Source organism: Kineococcus aridisoli (assembly GCF_050871885.1).
In the GTDB taxonomy this organism is placed as follows: Bacteria; Actinomycetota; Actinomycetes; order Actinomycetales; family Kineococcaceae; genus Kineococcus.
Window position 1 is genome coordinate 1 of record NZ_JBJLSF010000034.1, and the last position, 16,133, is coordinate 16,133.

General features: G+C 75.6%; 12 protein-coding genes. 6 read left to right on the forward strand and 6 right to left on the reverse strand.

Annotated features, from left to right (window positions below; genetic code table 11):
* Nucleotides 1-35: 35 nt before the first annotated feature.
* Nucleotides 36-1,019, reverse strand: a complete 984-nt coding sequence (locus ACRYM2_RS11230) for a hypothetical protein (protein ID WP_432522373.1) — start codon at nt 1,017-1,019, stop codon at nt 36-38.
* 119 nt (nt 1,020-1,138) lie between these two features.
* On the opposite strand from ACRYM2_RS11230, the gene ACRYM2_RS11235 reads away from it, so the two are divergent.
* Nucleotides 1,139-1,501, forward strand: coding sequence for a PRC-barrel domain-containing protein (locus tag ACRYM2_RS11235; protein ID WP_432522375.1), 363 nt, complete (start codon nt 1,139-1,141; stop codon nt 1,499-1,501).
* 71 nt (nt 1,502-1,572) lie between these two features.
* Here the strand turns inward: ACRYM2_RS11235 and ACRYM2_RS11240 are convergent, their stop codons facing one another.
* From ACRYM2_RS11240 to ACRYM2_RS11255, 4 genes are all read right to left on the reverse strand, one after another.
* Complete coding sequence (locus tag ACRYM2_RS11240) at nt 1,573-2,613, reverse strand: hemolysin family protein (RefSeq protein WP_432522377.1); 1,041 nt, start codon at nt 2,611-2,613, stop codon at nt 1,573-1,575.
* Nucleotides 2,610-4,073 carry a hemolysin family protein gene (locus ACRYM2_RS11245; RefSeq protein WP_432522379.1) on the reverse strand — a complete coding sequence of 488 codons (1,464 nt, stop codon included), beginning with the start codon at nt 4,071-4,073 and terminating at the stop codon, nt 2,610-2,612. Before ACRYM2_RS11245 ends, ACRYM2_RS11240 begins: the two co-directional genes overlap by 4 nt.
* Before the next feature lie 170 nt (nt 4,074-4,243).
* Entirely contained in the window at nt 4,244-5,074 is an 831-nt protein-coding gene (locus ACRYM2_RS11250; RefSeq protein WP_432522381.1) for an alpha/beta fold hydrolase, read from the reverse strand.
* A gap of 16 nt (nt 5,075-5,090) precedes the next feature.
* Nucleotides 5,091-6,548 carry a GuaB1 family IMP dehydrogenase-related protein gene (locus tag ACRYM2_RS11255; protein ID WP_432522383.1) on the reverse strand — a complete coding sequence of 486 codons (1,458 nt, stop codon included), beginning with the start codon at nt 6,546-6,548 and terminating at the stop codon, nt 5,091-5,093.
* A gap of 279 nt (nt 6,549-6,827) precedes the next feature.
* Between ACRYM2_RS11255 and ACRYM2_RS11260 the strand changes: the two genes are divergently transcribed.
* From ACRYM2_RS11260 to ACRYM2_RS11275, 4 genes are all read left to right on the forward strand, one after another.
* Nucleotides 6,828-7,607: a response regulator transcription factor gene (locus ACRYM2_RS11260; RefSeq protein WP_432522385.1), complete on the forward strand. Its 780-nt coding sequence runs from the start codon at nt 6,828-6,830 to the stop codon at nt 7,605-7,607.
* Nucleotides 7,604-8,782 (forward strand): sensor histidine kinase, encoded by a 1,179-nt coding sequence (locus ACRYM2_RS11265; protein ID WP_432522387.1) that lies wholly within the window; start codon nt 7,604-7,606, stop codon nt 8,780-8,782. Before ACRYM2_RS11260 ends, ACRYM2_RS11265 begins: the two co-directional genes overlap by 4 nt.
* Before the next feature lie 84 nt (nt 8,783-8,866).
* Nucleotides 8,867-12,739, forward strand: coding sequence for a multifunctional oxoglutarate decarboxylase/oxoglutarate dehydrogenase thiamine pyrophosphate-binding subunit/dihydrolipoyllysine-residue succinyltransferase subunit (locus ACRYM2_RS11270; protein ID WP_432522389.1), 3,873 nt, complete (start codon nt 8,867-8,869; stop codon nt 12,737-12,739).
* A 158-nt stretch (nt 12,740-12,897) separates the two neighbouring features.
* Nucleotides 12,898-13,500 (forward strand): GDSL-type esterase/lipase family protein, encoded by a 603-nt coding sequence (locus ACRYM2_RS11275; RefSeq protein WP_432522391.1) that lies wholly within the window; start codon nt 12,898-12,900, stop codon nt 13,498-13,500.
* Between the two features lie 7 nt (nt 13,501-13,507).
* On the opposite strand, the gene ACRYM2_RS11280 is transcribed toward ACRYM2_RS11275, so the two are convergent.
* Nucleotides 13,508-14,251, reverse strand: a complete 744-nt coding sequence (locus ACRYM2_RS11280) for an AAA family ATPase (RefSeq protein ID WP_432522393.1) — start codon at nt 14,249-14,251, stop codon at nt 13,508-13,510.
* A gap of 45 nt (nt 14,252-14,296) precedes the next feature.
* On the opposite strand from ACRYM2_RS11280, the gene ACRYM2_RS11285 reads away from it, so the two are divergent.
* Nucleotides 14,297-16,042: a DUF7800 domain-containing protein gene (locus ACRYM2_RS11285; RefSeq protein WP_432522395.1), complete on the forward strand. Its 1,746-nt coding sequence runs from the start codon at nt 14,297-14,299 to the stop codon at nt 16,040-16,042.
* Nucleotides 16,043-16,133: the final 91 nt, after the last annotated feature.

Below are 16,133 nucleotides of genomic sequence, written 5' to 3' on the forward strand. Positions count from 1 at the left end.
GGCGGTGCGCACCGCCGGCGGCCCGGGAGCGGGGCTCACTCGCCCGGTGCCGCGCCGGCCGCGTCCGCGGGGGCGCCGAGGGCGGCGCCCGAACCCTGCGGGGCCTCCACCGCGGACCCCGCCGCGGCACCGGGCGCGGACCCCGCCGCGGCTCCCGTCGAGGCGCCGGCGGAGGCGCCGGCCGAGGCGTCCGGGGACTCGTCCCGGGTGGCCTGGTTCGGCTGCGCGGTGCGCGTGGCGGTGGAGCTCGTGGAGCTGGAGGAGCTCGTGGAGCTGGAGGAGCGCGCCGAGGCGGTCGGCGACGACTCCCCACCGGTGCCGTCGGTGGCGCTCGACGTCGCCGTGGCGGTGTCCGTGGCCGTCGCGTCGGAGGAGGCGCTCTCCTCGCCGGTGCTCGTGGCGCTGCCCGTGGCCGTGGGGGTGTCCGTCGGGGTGGCCGACTCGGTCGGCGTCGAGGGCGCCCTGGTGATCTCCCCGCCGAGGATGCCCCGGGAGACCGGCGTGCTCCTGTCCTGGCGCTGGGCCGCGACGCTCTCGCCGTTCACCTGCTCGTAGACGAAGATGCCGCCGACGGAGACGAGGAAGGCGACGACCCCCAGCAGCACGGCGTGGCGGCCGCGGAAGCGCTTGCGCGGCAGCGGGTCCGGCACCGGCACCGGCGGCAGGCCGGTGGTGTCGTCCGCCGCCCCGTCGCCGGGTGCGGGCACCGGCGGGTCGGTGCGCTCGGGGTGCTCGTCCTGCGCGGGCGGCACCGGGGAGGGCCCTGCGCCGTGGCGCTCGCGCGCGCGCCGGGCGGCCTCGGCGAGGCGCTCGCGGCTGACGTTGAGGTAGTGGTTGTAGATCGCCGCTGCCGTGGAGGCGATGACGCTGCCGGCCGCCGCACCGACCAGGGTGCCGTAGGAGCCGAGGCTCTTCAGCCCGGCCAGCAGGAAGGCGGAGGTCACCGCCGCGAGGGCGCCACCGGCGATCTGCAGCCAGTTGATGGTCAGGGTCTTGCGTTCTTCGGTCTGCTCGCTCATGCCGCCGCCCATCGTCCCACCCGCGGCGGCCACGACGGCACCGGCGCAGGGGTGCGTCCTGTGAAGACCCCGCGCACGGCCCGGTGGCCGAGCCGGGAGGGGTCGGCCAGAGTGTCGCCATGACGATCCTCGTGCAGGACCTCAACCAGTGGAAGGGCGCCGCCGTCGTCGACCCGGCCGACGACAGGATCGGGACGCTCGCGTCCGTCTACGTCGACTCGGCGACCGACGAGTGGCTGTTCGCCGCCGTCGAGACGGGCCTGGTGGGGTTCAAGAAGACGGTGCTGGTGCCGCTGGACCAGGCCGCCGTCGGCCGGCACGACATCCGCGTCGCCCACCCCAAGGACCTCGTCAAGGCCGCTCCGGCGTTCGCCACCGACGAGGAGCTCGGCCCGGACGACGAGCCGCGCATCTACGCCCACTACGCGATGGAGTACGTCCCCGCCCAGACCCCCAGCGGCCGGCGCCTGGCCCGCCGCTGACCCCGTCCCCCACCCTCCCGAGCGGTGATCTTCCATGGTGCACCGTGGAAGATCACCGCTCGGGGTGGTGCTCAGGTGCGGGCGCGCTGCATGGCGTCGCTGACCTCGCCGACGAGCTCCTCGATGACGTCCTCGAGGAAGACCACCCCCGTCACCCGGCCGCGGTCGTCGACCACGCGGGCCAGGTGCGCCCCGGTGCGGCGCATCGCGGCGAGCGCGTCCTCGACCTCCTCGGCCTCGCCGAGGGTGCCCAGCTGGCGGATCCGCTTGTCCGGCACCGGTTCGTGGTAGCGGTCGTCGTCGGCGTAGAGGATGTCCTTCAGGTGCAGGTAGCCCTCCAGCTCGCCGGCCGCGTCCAGGACGGGGAAGCGGCTGTAGCCGGTGCGGGCCACCAGCGCCTCGACGTCGGCGGGGGTGGCGCCCACGGGCAGGGTGCGCAGGTCCTCCAGCGCGACGGCGATGTCCCCGACGCTGCGGTCGGAGAACTCCAGCGCACCGGTGACCAGGCCGCCGGTGTCGTCGAGGGTGCCCTCGCGCTGGCTCTCGGCGACGATCGACTGCACCTCCTCGACGGTGAACGCGCTGGAGACCTCGTCCTTGGGCTCGACCCCCAGGGCGCGCAGCGCGGCGTTCGTCAGGCCGTTGAGGGCCCGGATGAGCGGGCCGATGACCCGCCCGACGGCCACCAGCGGCGGCGCCAGCACCAGCACGGCGCGGTCGGGGCCGGCGATGCTGAGGTTCTTGGGGATCATCTCGCCGACCACGACGTGCAGGTAGGTCACCGCGGCCAGCGCGATGACGAGCGCGACGGGGTGGATGAGCACCTCGGGCAGGTGCACGGCGTGGAACAGCGGCTCGAGCAGGTGCGCCAGCGCCGGTTCGGCCACCGCGCCCAGCCCCAGCGAGCACAGCGTCACGCCGAGCTGGCAGGTGGCCAGCATGAGCGAGACGTGCTCCATGGCCGTCAGCGCCGAGCGGGCGCGGGCGCTGGTCTCGGCCAGCGGCTCGATCTGGCTGCGCCGCGCCGAGAGCACGGCGAACTCGGCGCCGACGAAGAAGCCGTTGCCCAGCAGCAGCAGGACGGCGGCGAGCAGGGACAGCTGGGGGCTCACCGGCCACCTCCGGAGGTGTGCTGGGCGCGGGCGGAGCGGGCGCCGTGCGGCTGCGGGGCGTCCGCCTCGCGCGCACCCGGTGCGGAGGCGGCGGGCACCTGGGCACCCGCGGCACCCGTCGTGCCCGTCGTGCCGGTCGTCGTGCCGGGCGGGTCGGCCGGCACCGGGCGCGGGCGCAGCCGCAGCCGCTCGACGCGACGGCCCTCCATGCGCACCACGCGCAGGACGGCGCCGTCGACGGCGACCTCGTCGCCGACGGCGGGGATGCGCCGCAGGCGGGCCATGACGAAGCCGGCGACCGTCTCGTAGGCGTGGTCGTCGGGCACGTCGATGCCGGTGGCGTCGCGGACCTCGTCCGGGCGGGCCAGCCCCGGCACCGTCCAGGAGCCGTCGCGGTGCTGGCGCAGCCCGCCGCGGTCGCGGTCGTGCTCGTCGGAGACGTCGCCGACGAGCTCCTCGACGAGGTCCTCCAGCGTGACGACACCGGCGGTCCCGCCGTACTCGTCGACGACGACGGCCAGCTGCAGGCCCTTCTGGCGCAGCTGCAGCAGCAGCGGCTCCAGGCGCAGCGAGTCCGGCACCCGGCGCACGTCGGCCATGAGGGCCGCGGCCGGCACGTCGGCGCGCCGCTCCTGGGGGACGGCGACGGCGGCCTTGACGTGGACGACGCCGCGCACGTCGTCGTCGTCGTCCCCGGTGACGGGGAAGCGGGAGTGCCCGGTGCTGCGGGCGCGGGCGACGACGTCGGCGGCGGTCTCGTCCAGGCGGATGGCCTGCATCCGCACCCGCGGGGTCATGACGTCGGCGGCGGTCTGGTCGCCGAAGAGCAGGGTGCGGCTGAGCAGGTTGGCGGTGCCCTCGTCCAGGGTGCCCAGGTCGGCGGAGCGGCGGACCAGCGCGGCCAGCTCGCGCGCCGAGCGCGCCCCGGACAGCTCCTCCTGTGGCTCGACGCCGATGGCGCGCAGGAACTTGTTGGCGCTGCCGTTGAGCACGACGATGAGCGGGCCGATGGCCCACGTGAACCCGCGCTGCAGCGGTGCGACGACGCCCGCGGTGGGCAGCGGCAGGCTCAGCGCGAGGTTCTTGGGGATGAGCTCGCCGACGACCATCGAGAAGGCGGCCGCGATGGCGACGCTGGCGACGACGCCCACGGTGTCGGCGGTGGGGTCGCTGAGCCCGGCGGCGCGCAGCGGGCCGTCCAGCAGGGTGGCCAGCGAGGGTTCGACGAGGTAGCCGACGAGCAGCGTGGTGAGGGTGATGCCCACCTGCGCGCCGGACAGCTGGGTGGACAGGGTGCGCAGCGCGGGCAGGACCCCGGCCGCGCGGCGGTCACCGCCCTCGACGGCCTTCTCGACGAGGGAGCGGTCGAGGGTGACGAGGGCGAACTCGGCGGCGACGAAGACCGCGGTCCCCAGGGTGAGGAGGATCCCGAGGAGCAGGAGCAGCCACTCGATCAGCACGCCGGCTCCTCGGGCGGCGCCGGGCGTCCGGAGCGGCGGGGACTGGGGGGGTCGGGGTCGACCCGGGCAGGTGAGCTCATGACCCGAACGATTCTAGGGACAGCCGCCGATCCCGCGCCCCGACGGCGACGCCGCCGGAGGATCCGCCGAGGACGCCGTCCGGGGCGGCCTCAGAACAGCGTGTCCCCCGCCAGGAACGCCTCCAGCGGCTGCACGCACCGCCGCGCCGCCCGCAGCAGCGAGTCGTGGCCGCACCCGCCGGCCACGAGCGCGGTGGCGGAGGGCACGCACGCCGCCATCTCCCGGGCGGCGGCGCCGAAGTGCTCGGGGCTGCGCTCGCCGGTCAGCAGCAGCGCGCGGGCGGGCAGGCCCGCGTAGACGTCGGCCGGGGAGTCCAGCTGCAGCCCGGCACGGGTCTCGGCGAGCACCTGCGGCAGCCGGGCGGTGGTCGAGCGCCCCCACTCGGTGCGGGCCAGCACCCCGCCGACCAGGCGCTGCACGCGCTGGGAGCGGCCGGCGGCGGTGCGCCCCAGGGAGCTGGTGCGCAGGTGGCGGTCCAGGTGGGCCAGCGCCAGGTCCGGGGCCCCGGTCGCCAGCGCCCGCGCGGCCTGCTCGAGCGCCTCCTCCGGGATCGAGCCGTCGATCGGCAGCACGGCGTCGTAGACCGCGACCCGGTCGATGCAGCGCTCCAGCAGCGCCCCGGTGGCCAGCAGCGCGACGAGGCCCCCCAGGCCGTGGCCCAGCACCAGGCGGGCGCAGGTGTGCGCCAGGACCGCGCCCAGCAGCGCGACGTCGTCGGCGACGGCGTAGCGGGCGCCGCCGCCGCCGACCTCCTCGCGGTCGTAGCGGTGCACGGTGAAGCGCTGCCCGAGCCGGTCGGCGAGCCTGGCGAGGTCGGCGGCGGGGCGCGCGCCGTGCACGAGGACCAGCCCCGGGCCGGACCCGCTCGTGACGACGTCGACGGGCGAGCCGTCCGCGCGACGCAGCCCTTCGACGATCACCCCCGGACCACCGCGCTCACCAGCCGGCCGGCAGCGGCCGCCCCTCCTCGTAGCCCGCCGGCGACTGCAGCCCCACGAGCGCGCGCTCGGCGAACTCCGCCACCGTGCGGGCGCCGACGTAGGTGAAGGAGGAGCGCACGCCGGAGGTGATCTGGTCCAGCAGGTCCTCCACGCCGGGACGAGCGGGGTCCAGGTGCATGCGCGAGGAGGAGATGCCCTCCTCGAACAGGCCCTTGCGGGCCCGCTGGAAGGGGGTGTCGGCCTTGGTGCGGGCGGCCACCGCGCGCGCGGAGGCCATGCCGAAGCTCTCCTTGTAGGGGCGGCCGTCGGCGTCCACGGCCAGGTCCCCCGGGCTCTCGTGGGTGCCGGCGAACCAGGAGCCGACCATGACCTGGCTGGCGCCCGCGGCCAGGGCGAGGGCGACGTCGCGCGGGTGGCGGACCCCGCCGTCGGCCCAGACGTGGGCGCCGAGCTCGCGGGCGGCGGCCGCGCACTCCAGCACGGCGGAGAACTGCGGGCGCCCGACGCCGGTCATCATCCGCGTCGTGCACATCGCCCCCGGGCCGACGCCCACCTTGACGATGTCGGCGCCGGCCTCGACGAGGTCGCGCACGCCCGCGGCGGTGACGACGTTGCCGGCGACGACGGGCACCTGCGGGTCCACGCCGCGCACGGCGCGCAGCGCCTCGAGCATCTTCTCCTGGTGCCCGTGCGCGGTGTCCACGACGAGGGTGTCGACCCCGGTGTCCAGCAGCGCCTTCGCGGTCGCGGCCACGTCGCCGTTGATGCCGACGGCGGCGGCCACCCGCAGGCGCCCGGCGGCGTCGAGGGCGGGCCGGTAGACCGTGGAGCGCAGCGCGCCGGTGCGGGTGAGCGCTCCCACCAGCACCGGGCCGCCGGCGCCGGCGCGCACGACGGGCGCGAAGCGGCGGCGGGCCTCGTGCAGGACGCCGAAGGCGGCCTCCAGGTCGGCCTCGGCCACGGCGGCGTCGATGGTCACCGGCGACGGGCTCATCACGGCGCCGACCTGGGTGAAGCGGTCGACGTCGGCGCAGTCGGCGGCCGTGACCACGCCCAGGACGCGCCGGTCGTCGTCGAGCACGACGGCCGCGCCGTGCGCGCGCTTGGGCAGCAGGTTCAGGGCGGCGGCGACGGTGTCGTGCTCGTGCAGGACCACGGGCGTCTCGAAGACGGGGTGGCGCTCCTTGACCCAGGCGACGACCTCGGCGACCACGTCGACGGGGATGTCCTGCGGCAGCACCGCCATCCCGCCGCGGCGGGCGATCGTCTCGGCCATCCGGCGGCCGGAGACGGCCGTCATGTTCGCCACGACCACCGGCACCGTCGTCCCGGTCCCGTCGGTGGTCGACAGGTCCACGTCGAGGCGGGAGACGACCCCCGAGCGCGCGGGGGCGAGGAAGACGTCGCTGTAGGTCAGGTCGTGCTGCGGCCGCTGGCCGTCGAGGAAGCGCACCCCTCCAGGATAGGTCGCCCTCCCCGCCGTGGTGGGGGGGGGGTGGCCGGGGGGGGGGGGGGGGGGGGGGGGCGGGGGCGGGCCGCCGAGCGCCGACCGCCCCCCCCCCGCCGCCCCCCCCCCCCCCCCCCCCCCCCCCCCCCCCCCCCCCCCCCCCCCCCCCCCCCCCCCCCCCCCCCCCCCCCCCCGGGGAGGTGGTGTGCAGAGGCCGTGCACGCCCCGCAGCCGTCCGGCCCGCGCACGGGTCCGGAGGGCGCGGACCGGCCTACGCTGGCGCCCATGAGCACCGGAACGACCTCCTCGCCCGGTCCCGCGGCCGGCGCCGGCGGGGCCCCCACCTCCCCGCGCACGGCCGTCGTCGTCGAGGACGAGCCGACCATCGCCGACGCGGTCGCGCGCCGGCTGCGCGCGGAGGGCTACACCGTGGAGACCGCGGGCGACGGGCCCAGCGGGGTGGAGCTGTGCGAGCGCACGCGCCCGGACGTCGTCGTCCTGGACGTCATGCTGCCCGGCTTCGACGGCCTGGAGGTGTGCCGGCGCGTGCAGGCCGCCCGCCCGGTGCCCGTCCTCATGCTCACCGCGCGCGACGACGAGACCGACAAGCTCGTCGGCCTCGGCGTGGGCGCCGACGACTACATGACCAAGCCGTTCTCGATGCGCGAGCTGGTGGCCCGGGTCAACGGCCTGGTGCGCCGGGTGGAGCGGGCCCGCGCCCTCGTGGGCGCCCCCGTCGAGGCGGCGCCGGCCATGCGCTTCAGCGTCTCCGACGGCGAGCTGGAGATCGACCGGGCCCAGCGGCGGGTGCGCCGCGCGGGCACCGAGGTGCACCTGACGCCCACGGAGTTCGACCTGCTGGTCTGCCTGGCCGGCTCCCCGCGCACCGTGCTGACCCGCGAGAAGCTGCTGGAGGAGGTCTGGGACTGGGCCGACGCCTCCGGCACCCGGACCGTGGACAGCCACGTGAAGGCCCTGCGGCGCAAGCTGGGCGCCGACCTGGTGCGCACGGTGCACGGCGTCGGCTACGCCTTCGAGCCCACCGGCACCCAGGAGGCGCCGTGACGGCGCCCCCGCCCGAGCAGCAGGGCACCGGGCTGACGGGGCCGATCCCGATCACCGGCGCCGCGCACGACGCGCGCGCCGGCGCCTCCCGGGCGGCCACCCGCCGGCCGTGGCCGGACGTGCGGCCGCTGGACCCGGTGCACTCGCTGAAGACGAAGCTGGCGCTGCTCGTGGCGGCCTCGGTGACCGTGGCCGCGCTGCTGGTCTGGCAGGGGCTCTACCACCACATCGGCCCGCGCTACACGCTGCCGATCGCCATCGTCATCACCCTCGTCTTCACCCAGGCGCTGGCGCGCGGGATGACCTCCCCGCTGCGCGACATGACGGCCGCGGCGCGCGCGATGGCCACGGGCGACTACTCGCGGCGGGTGCGCTCGACCAGCAGCGACGAGGTGGGCGAGCTCGCGGACGCCTTCAACCGCATGGCCGAGGACCTCGAGGCCGTCGACCGCGAGCGCCGCGAGCTGGTCGCCAACGTCAGCCACGAGCTGCGCACCCCGGTCTCGGCGCTGCACGCGGTCATGGAGAACCTCGTGGACGGCGTCACCGAGGCCGACCACGAGACGCTGAGCACGGCGCTGGCGCAGACGGAGCGGCTGGGCCGGCTCGTGGAGCAGCTGCTGGACCTCTCGCGCCTGGACGCCGGGGCGGTCTCGCTGGACCGCGAGGACGTCGCGCTGGAGCCGTTCCTGGGGCAGGCGACGCGGGCGATGTCGATGACGGGCCGCGACGTGCAGTACGTCGTGGACGTCGACCCGCCGGGGCTGAGCGTGGCGGTGGACTCCGCACGGCTGCACCAGGTGGTGGCCAACCTGCTCGACAACGCCTCGCGGCACTCCCCGCCGGGCGGGCGGGTCGTCGTCTCCGCGCACGCGCTCGGCGAGGTCGTCCGCATCAGCGTGCAGGACCAGGGCCCGGGCATCGCCGACGCCGACCGCGAGCGCGTCTTCGAGCGCTTCCAGCGCGGCAGCGCGCGCACCGACGGCGGCACCGGGCTGGGCCTGGCCATCGCGCGGTGGGCGGTGCAGCTGCACGGCGGGACGATCCGGGTGGCCGCGACACCGCCCGGCGGCGGCTGCCGCATCGACGTGCACCTGCCCAGGGTGACCCCCGATGCACCGGCTGTGACGAACGTCGCACGCGAGGGCACCGGCGCGCGCACCGCCCCGCGCTGAGCGCGGCCCGCGGCGCATACCACACGGGGATAGGGTGGACCTGCGCCCGCGTTGACCGACATCGAGGAAGAAGGCGACACCGCCGTGCCTCCACAGCCCTCGCACCACGAGGACAAGATCGCAGCAGCATTCGGCCCCAACGAGTGGCTCGTCGACGAGCTGTTCGAGCAGTACAAGGCCGACAAGAACTCCGTCGACGAGGCGTGGTGGGACTTCTTCGCGGACTACGCGCCCGCGGACAACCCCGGCGGCACGACGCAGGCGACCCCGCCCGCCGAGCGGGCCGAGGACGCCCCCGCCGCCGGGTCCCCCAGCGCCGGGTCCCCGGCGCACCAGGCGAACGGCTCGTCGGGCGGCGCACCCCGGGGCTCGGCCAACGGCGCACCCCGGGGCTCGGCCAACGGCTCGGCCACCGCCGCGGCGCAGCCCGCGCCCGCCGCCGCGAAGCCCGCCGCGAAGCCCGCCGCGGCGCCCGCTCCGAAGGCGGCTCCCCCGCGCGGCGACGTGACCGACGCCGCCACCGGCACGCGCTCGGTGGCGCCGCCGGCGAAGGCCCCCGACGCCACCCCGGCCACCGACGTGGTCTCGCCGCTGCGCGGGCCCGCCGCCCGCGTGGTGGTGAACATGGAGGAGTCCCTCGAGGTCCCCACCGCGACGAGCGTGCGCGCCGTCCCGGCGAAGCTGCTGGTGGACAACCGCATCGTCATCAACAACCACCTCAAGCGGGCGCGCGGGGGCAAGGTCTCCTTCACGCACCTCATCGGCTACGCCGTCGTCGAGGCGCTGGGGCAGATGCCGTCGATGAACGCCGCCTACACCACCGACGCCAAGGGCAAGCCCGCCGTCCTGCAGCCCGCGCACGTCAACCTGGGCATCGCCATCGACCTGCCCAAGCCCGACGGCTCGCGCCAGCTCATGGTGCCCGCGGTCAAGGAGTGCGAGACCAAGGACTTCGCGGAGTTCTGGAGCGCCTACGAGGACGTCGTGCGCCGCGCGCGCGGCGGCAAGCTCACCGCCGACGACTTCGCCGGCACCACGATCAGCCTGACCAACCCCGGCACGATCGGCACCGTCCACTCGGTGCCGCGGCTGGTCAAGGGCCAGGGCGCCATCATCGGCGTCGGCGCCATGGAGTACCCGGCCGAGTACCAGGGCGCCAGCGAGGACACGCTGACCCGGCTGGCCGTGAGCAAGGTCATCACGCTCACCTCGACCTACGACCACCGCATCATCCAGGGCGCCGGCTCCGGCGAGTTCCTGCGCATCGTGCACAGCAAGCTGCTGGGCGAGGACGGCTTCTACGACCGCGTCTTCCGGGCGCTGCACATCCCGTACCAGCCGATCCGCTGGACGGCGGACATCTCGGTCTCGCACGACGACCAGATCAACAAGACCGCCCGCGTCGTCGAGCTCATCCACGCCTACCGGGTGCGCGGCCACCTCATGGCCGACACCGACCCGCTGGAGTACCGCCAGCGCGTGCACCCCGACCTCGAGGTCGAGTCGCACGGGCTGACGCTGTGGGACCTCGACCGCGAGTTCCCCACCGGCGGCTTCGGCGGCAAGGCGCACATGAAGCTGCGCGACGTCCTCGGCGTGCTGCGCGACTCCTACTGCCGCACCGTCGGCATCGAGTACATGCACATCCAGGACCCGGAGCAGCGCCGCTGGATCCAGGACCGGGTGGAGCGCCCCTACGCCAAGCCCAGCGCGGCCGAGCAGCTGCGCGTCCTGCGCCGGCTCAACGCCGCCGAGGCGTTCGAGACGTTCCTGCAGACCAAGTACGTCGGGCAGAAGCGCTTCTCGCTGGAGGGCGGGGAGTCCGTCATCCCGCTGCTGGACGCCCTGCTCTCGCGCGCGGCGACCACCGGCCTCGACGAGGTCTGCCTGGGCATGGCGCACCGCGGCCGCCTCAACGTCCTCACCAACATCGCCGGCAAGAGCTACTCGCAGGTCTTCCGCGAGTTCGAGGGCGTGCAGGACCCGCGCACCGTCCAGGGCTCCGGGGACGTGAAGTACCACCTGGGCACCGAGGGCACCTTCACCGGCGAGGACGGCGAGCAGACGAAGGTCTACGTCGCCGCGAACCCCTCGCACCTGGAGGCCGTGGACCCCGTCCTGGAGGGTGTCGCGCGCGCCAAGCAGGACCGGATCAACATGGCGGGCAAGTCCTTCCCCGTCCTGCCGGTGCTGCTGCACGGCGACGCGGCGTTCGCCGGCCAGGGCGTGGTCGCCGAGACGCTGAACCTGTCGCAGCTGCGCGGCTACCGCACCGGCGGCACGATCCACGTGGTCATCAACAACCAGGTCGGGTTCACCACCGCCCCCGCCTCGGCGCGCTCGTCGGTGTACGCCACCGACGTCGGCCGCATGATCCAGGCGCCGATCTTCCACGTGAACGGCGACGACCCCGAGGCGTGCGTCCGCGTCGCGCAGCTGGCGTTCGAGTTCCGCCAGGCGTTCGACAAGGACGTCATCATCGACATGGTCTGCTACCGCCGCCGCGGCCACAACGAGGGCGACGACCCGTCGATGACGCAGCCGCTGATGTACAACCTCATCGAGAAGAAGCGCAGCGTCCGCAAGAGCTACACCGAGCAGCTCATCGGCCGCGGCGACATCTCGGTCGAGGACGCCGAGGAGGCGCTGCGCGACTACTCCGCCCAGCTGGAGCGCGCCTTCGCCGAGACCAAGGAGTCCGGCAAGCACACCGGTTCCGGCGACGGCGACAGCCGCGGCGGCCTGGAGCGCCCCTCCGCCCAGGAGGCCGACGACCAGGCGCCGCAGGGCGAGCGGCCCACGGCCGTGGACGCCGCCGTGCTCGAGCACATCGGCCGGGTGCAGGCGAACCCGCCGGAGGGCTTCACGGTCCACCCCAAGCTGCGGCAGCTGCTCGACAAGCGCGCGCAGATGTCGACCGAGGGCGGCATCGACTGGGGCTGGGGCGAGCTGCTGGCCTTCGGCTCGCTGCTCATGGAGGGCACCCCGATCCGCCTGGCTGGCCAGGACTCGCGCCGCGGCACGTTCGTCTCCCGCCACGCCGTGCTCACCGACCGCATCACCGGTGAGGAGTGGACCCCGCTGCTGCACCTGGGCCGCGAGGGCGCCGAGCAGGCGAAGTTCTGGATCTACGACTCGCTGCTCAGCGAGTACGCGGCCATGGGCTTCGAGTACGGCTACTCGGTGGAGCGCCCGGACGCCCTGGTGCTGTGGGAGGCGCAGTTCGGCGACTTCTTCAACGGCGCGCAGACGGTCATCGACGAGTTCATCGCCGCCGGCCAGCAGAAGTGGGGCCAGCGCTCGTCGGTGGTCCTGCTGCTGCCGCACGGCTACGAGGGCCAGGGCCCGGACCACTCCTCCGGGCGCATCGAGCGGTTCCTGCAGCTGTGCGCCGAGGACAACATGACGGTCGCGGTGCCCACGACGCCGGCGAGCTACTTCCACCTGCTGCGCCGGCAGGCCCACGCCCGCCCGCGCAAGCCGCTCATCGTCTTCACCCCCAAGTCGATGCTGCGCCTGAAGGCGGCCCAGTCCGACGTCGCGGACTTCACCAGCGGGACCTTCGAGGAGGTCATCGCCGACACCGCCGGCCTGGACGCCTCCGCGGTCACCCGGGTCCTGCTGTGCTCCGGCAAGGTCTACTGGGACCTCGTCGCCGAGCGCACCGCGCGCGGGGACACCACGACGGCGATCGTCCGCGTGGAGCAGCTGGCCCCGCTGCCGCTGGAGCGGATCCTGGAGGTCGTCGGCGCCCACCCCGACGCCGAGCTGGTGTGGGTGCAGGAGGAGCCGGCCAACCAGGGCGGCTGGACCCACGTGGCGATGGGGATGTCCTCCGCCTCGCCGCGCCGGCTGCGCCGGGTCTCCCGCCCGGCCTCGGCCTCGCCGGCCGCCGGGTCGGCCAAGCGGCACCAGGCCGAGCAGCGCGCGCTCGTCGAGGAGGCCTTCGCCCGCTGACGCACCGCGCCCCCGGCGCCCCCGCCACCGCTCCGGTGGCGGGGGCGCCGTCGTACGCTGTGCCCGACGAGCAGGAGGCGGGACCTGAGGGCACTATCCTCGCTCGGGCACTCCCCCACCGATGACAGGAGCACCACGCCCGTGCGCGAGGACCAGCAGTGAACGGCCGCTACGACGTGCGGGTGTGCCTGGTCGGCGACGAGTTCGTCACCGGCGTCGGCGACCCGCGGGCGCTGGGCTGGGTGGGCCGCGTCTCGGCGCGCACCCCCCGCGAGGACCGCGACATCACCCTCTTCCCCCTCGGCGTGCCCGGCGAGACGACCACGGACCTCAACGCCCGCTGGCGCGAGGAGACCACCCGCCGCTTCGGCGGCGGCGACGAGCACCGCCTCGTCGTGGGCCTCGGCCACGCCGACCTCGACGCGGGCACCACCCTGGCCCGCAGCCGCCTCAACCTCGCCAACGTGCTCGACGAGTGCGAGGCGCGCGGCCTGCCCACGCTCGTGGTGGGCCCGACGCCGGTGTCCGACGCCGAGCGCAACGAGCGCATCGGCGACCTCGCCGACGCCTTCGCCGACGTCTGCGCCCGCCGCCGCATCGCCTACGTGGACACCTTCTCCCCGCTGGCCGAGCACGAGGACTGGTACGCCGACCTCGCGGCCTCCGACGGCGTGCACCCCGGCCAGGCCGGCTACGGGTTGCTGGCCTGGCTGGTGCTGCACAGCGGCTGGTACGACTGGCTGGGCGTGCCGCAGCCCTGAGCGCACCTCACAGCACCCGGCGCCAGAAGCGCTCGGGGGCGTCGAGGAAGAAGCGCCACTCCCGCACGACCCCCAGGTCCTCCCAGTCCACCGGGCTCATGCCGCGCTCGTCCAGCTGCAGCACGTGCGCTCCGGGCAGCGCCGTCAGCAGCGGCGAGTGCGTCGCGCACAGCACCTGCCGGCCCTCGGCGGCCGCGGCGGCCAGGGCGGCGCCCAGCAGCAGCTGGTTGCCGAACGACAGCGCCGACTCCGGCTCGTCGAGCAGCAGCACCGTGGCCTCGCGCACCCACGGGCTGTTCAGCAGCACCTCGGTGAACCCCTCGCCGTGGCTGAGGCGGTGCAGCGGGTGCGGCGGCGGCGGCCCCTCGCCCCGCTGCCCCGCCTCCTCCAGGTAGGTGTAGAAGCGGTGGGCGGTCTCGGCGCGCAGGAAGAACGCGGAGCGGCGCCGCCCCGCGGAGCGCACCACCCGCAGCCGCTGCGCCAGCCCCGAGCGGTCGGCGCCGCGACCGCGGTCGGCCCCGGCCAGGTGCGCGCTCGAGCCGCCCTCGGGGTGCACGCCCAGCACCTCGGCGGCCGCCTCGACGATCGTGGACTTGCCGGTGCCGTTCTCCCCGACGAGGAAGGTCACCCCGGCCGGCAGGTCCAGGCCGTCGGTGAGCAGCTGGGCCACCGCGGGGATCGAGTCCGGCCACGCCGCGGGGTCGAGCGCGGCGTCCGGGTGGCGTTCCAGGCGGCGAACGGGTCGGTCCACGCCTCCGATGCTCCCGCGCCGGCCGCGGTGGTCCACCATGACCCAGTGCCCGCCCTGCTGCTCGGACCGCTGCTGCGCTTCGTCGACGCCACCCGCGCCACCGTCTGGGTCGAGCTCGACGGCCCGGGCGAGGTGCACGTCGACGTCCGGCTGCCCTCGGGCGAGGTCGTCAGCGGCAGCTCCCGCACCCTGGGCCTGCACGGGCACCACTACGCCCTCGTCGTCGTCGAGGGCCTGCCGAGCGGCCGGCGGCTGCCGTACACCGTCCGCGCCGGCAGCGGTGCGGGCGGCAGCGGCGCGGAGCGGGTGCTGTGGCCGCCGGCGGGCTCGCGCTGGCCGGCCAGCGAGATCCGCACCCCCGCCGACGGGGAGCCGCTGCGGCTGGCCTTCGGCTCCTGCCGGCGCGCCGGCGACGACGGGCCGGAGTCCACCGCGCTCGTCGGCGTCGACGCGCTGAGCGCGCTGGCGCACCGGATGGTCGAGGGCGACCCCGAGCAGGCCTGGCCCGACCTCATGCTCTTCGTGGGCGACCAGGTCTACGCCGACGACCCCAACCCCGGCATCGTCGAGCGGCTGCGCGCGCGCAACGACGGCCGGGCCGAGGGCGCCCCCGAGGTGCGCGACGAGATCGGCGACTTCGAGGAGTACACCTGGCTCTACCACGAGACGTGGGGCCACGAGGCGGTGCGCTGGCTGCTGTCCACGGTGCCCACCTGCATGCTGCTCGACGACCACGACCTGCGCGACGACTGGAACACCTCGCAGGCCTGGCGCGAGCAGGTCAGCGCCCGGCCGTGGTGGCGCGACCGCGTCGCCGGCGCCTTCGCCAGCTACTGGGTCTACCAGCACCTGGGCAACCTGCCCCCCGACGAGCTCGCCACCGACCCGCTGCTGGAGCGGCTGCGCGCGACCGAGGACGACGCCGAGCGCGACGCCGTCCTCGACGCCTTCGCCTCCCGCGCCGACGAGGACGCCACCAGCGCCCGCTGGAGCTTCTCGCGCGACCTCGGGAGCGTCCGGCTGGTGGCCGTGGACTCGCGCTGCGCGCGCCGCCTGGAGCCGGGCGCGCGGCGCATCACCGACGAGCGGGAGTGGGCCTGGGTGCGGGCGCAGGCCCTCGGCGACGGGCGCGCCGAGGGCGCGCGGCACCTGCTGCTGGCCACCACGCTGCCCGCCTTCCTGCTGCACGGCATCCACCACGCAGAGACCTTCGACGAGGCGGTGGCCGACGGCCGCTGGGGGCCGCTGGCGGCCCGGCTGGCGGAGCGGCTGCGCCAGGCCGCCGACCTGGAGCACTGGGCGGCCTTCCACCGCTCCTTCCGCGACCTCGTCGGCCTGCTCGGCGAGGTCGGGCGCTCCCCCGGGGCACCGGCGAGCGTGCTGCTGCTCTCCGGCGACGTGCACTGCAGCTACACCGCGCGGGTGCGCCTGCCGGGGGTCGACCCGGCGCGCACCGCCGTGCACCAGCTCGTCATGTCGCCGTTCCGCAACCCGCTGCAGCGGGTGGTCAAGACCGCCAACCGGGTGCTGGACAGCCGGCCGGTGCGGGCGCTGACGCGCACCCTGGCGCTGGCCGCCGGGGTGCGCGAGCCGGCCGTGGCGTGGGCGGTGGAGCACGGGCCGTGGTTCGACAACGGGGTCATGACGGTCGTGCTGCAGCCCGACGGCACCGCGCGGCTGGAGGTCGACCACGCCACCACTCGCCGGGGCGCGCCCGCCCTGCGGCGCACGCTGGCCTCCTCGCTCACCGCGGCGCCGGTGCGCGACCGCACGGGTGCCGCGGTGGTGTGACGACTGCGTTACGAACGGACCCGCGACCGGGCACGGTGCACAGCCCGGCCGCCGCGTGGTCCACACTGTGCACGCTCGACACCCGCCGACG

What these genes read in the sequence shown, in the direction of transcription:
- ACRYM2_RS11230 (WP_432522373.1), bottom strand. Translation starts at nt 1,019, where the DNA reads ATGAGCGAGCAGACCGAAGAACGCAAGACCCTGACCATCAACTGGCTG.
- ACRYM2_RS11235 (WP_432522375.1), top strand. Translation starts at nt 1,139, where the DNA reads ATGACGATCCTCGTGCAGGACCTCAACCAGTGGAAGGGCGCCGCCGTC.
- ACRYM2_RS11260 (WP_432522385.1), top strand. Translation starts at nt 6,828, where the DNA reads ATGAGCACCGGAACGACCTCCTCGCCCGGTCCCGCGGCCGGCGCCGGC.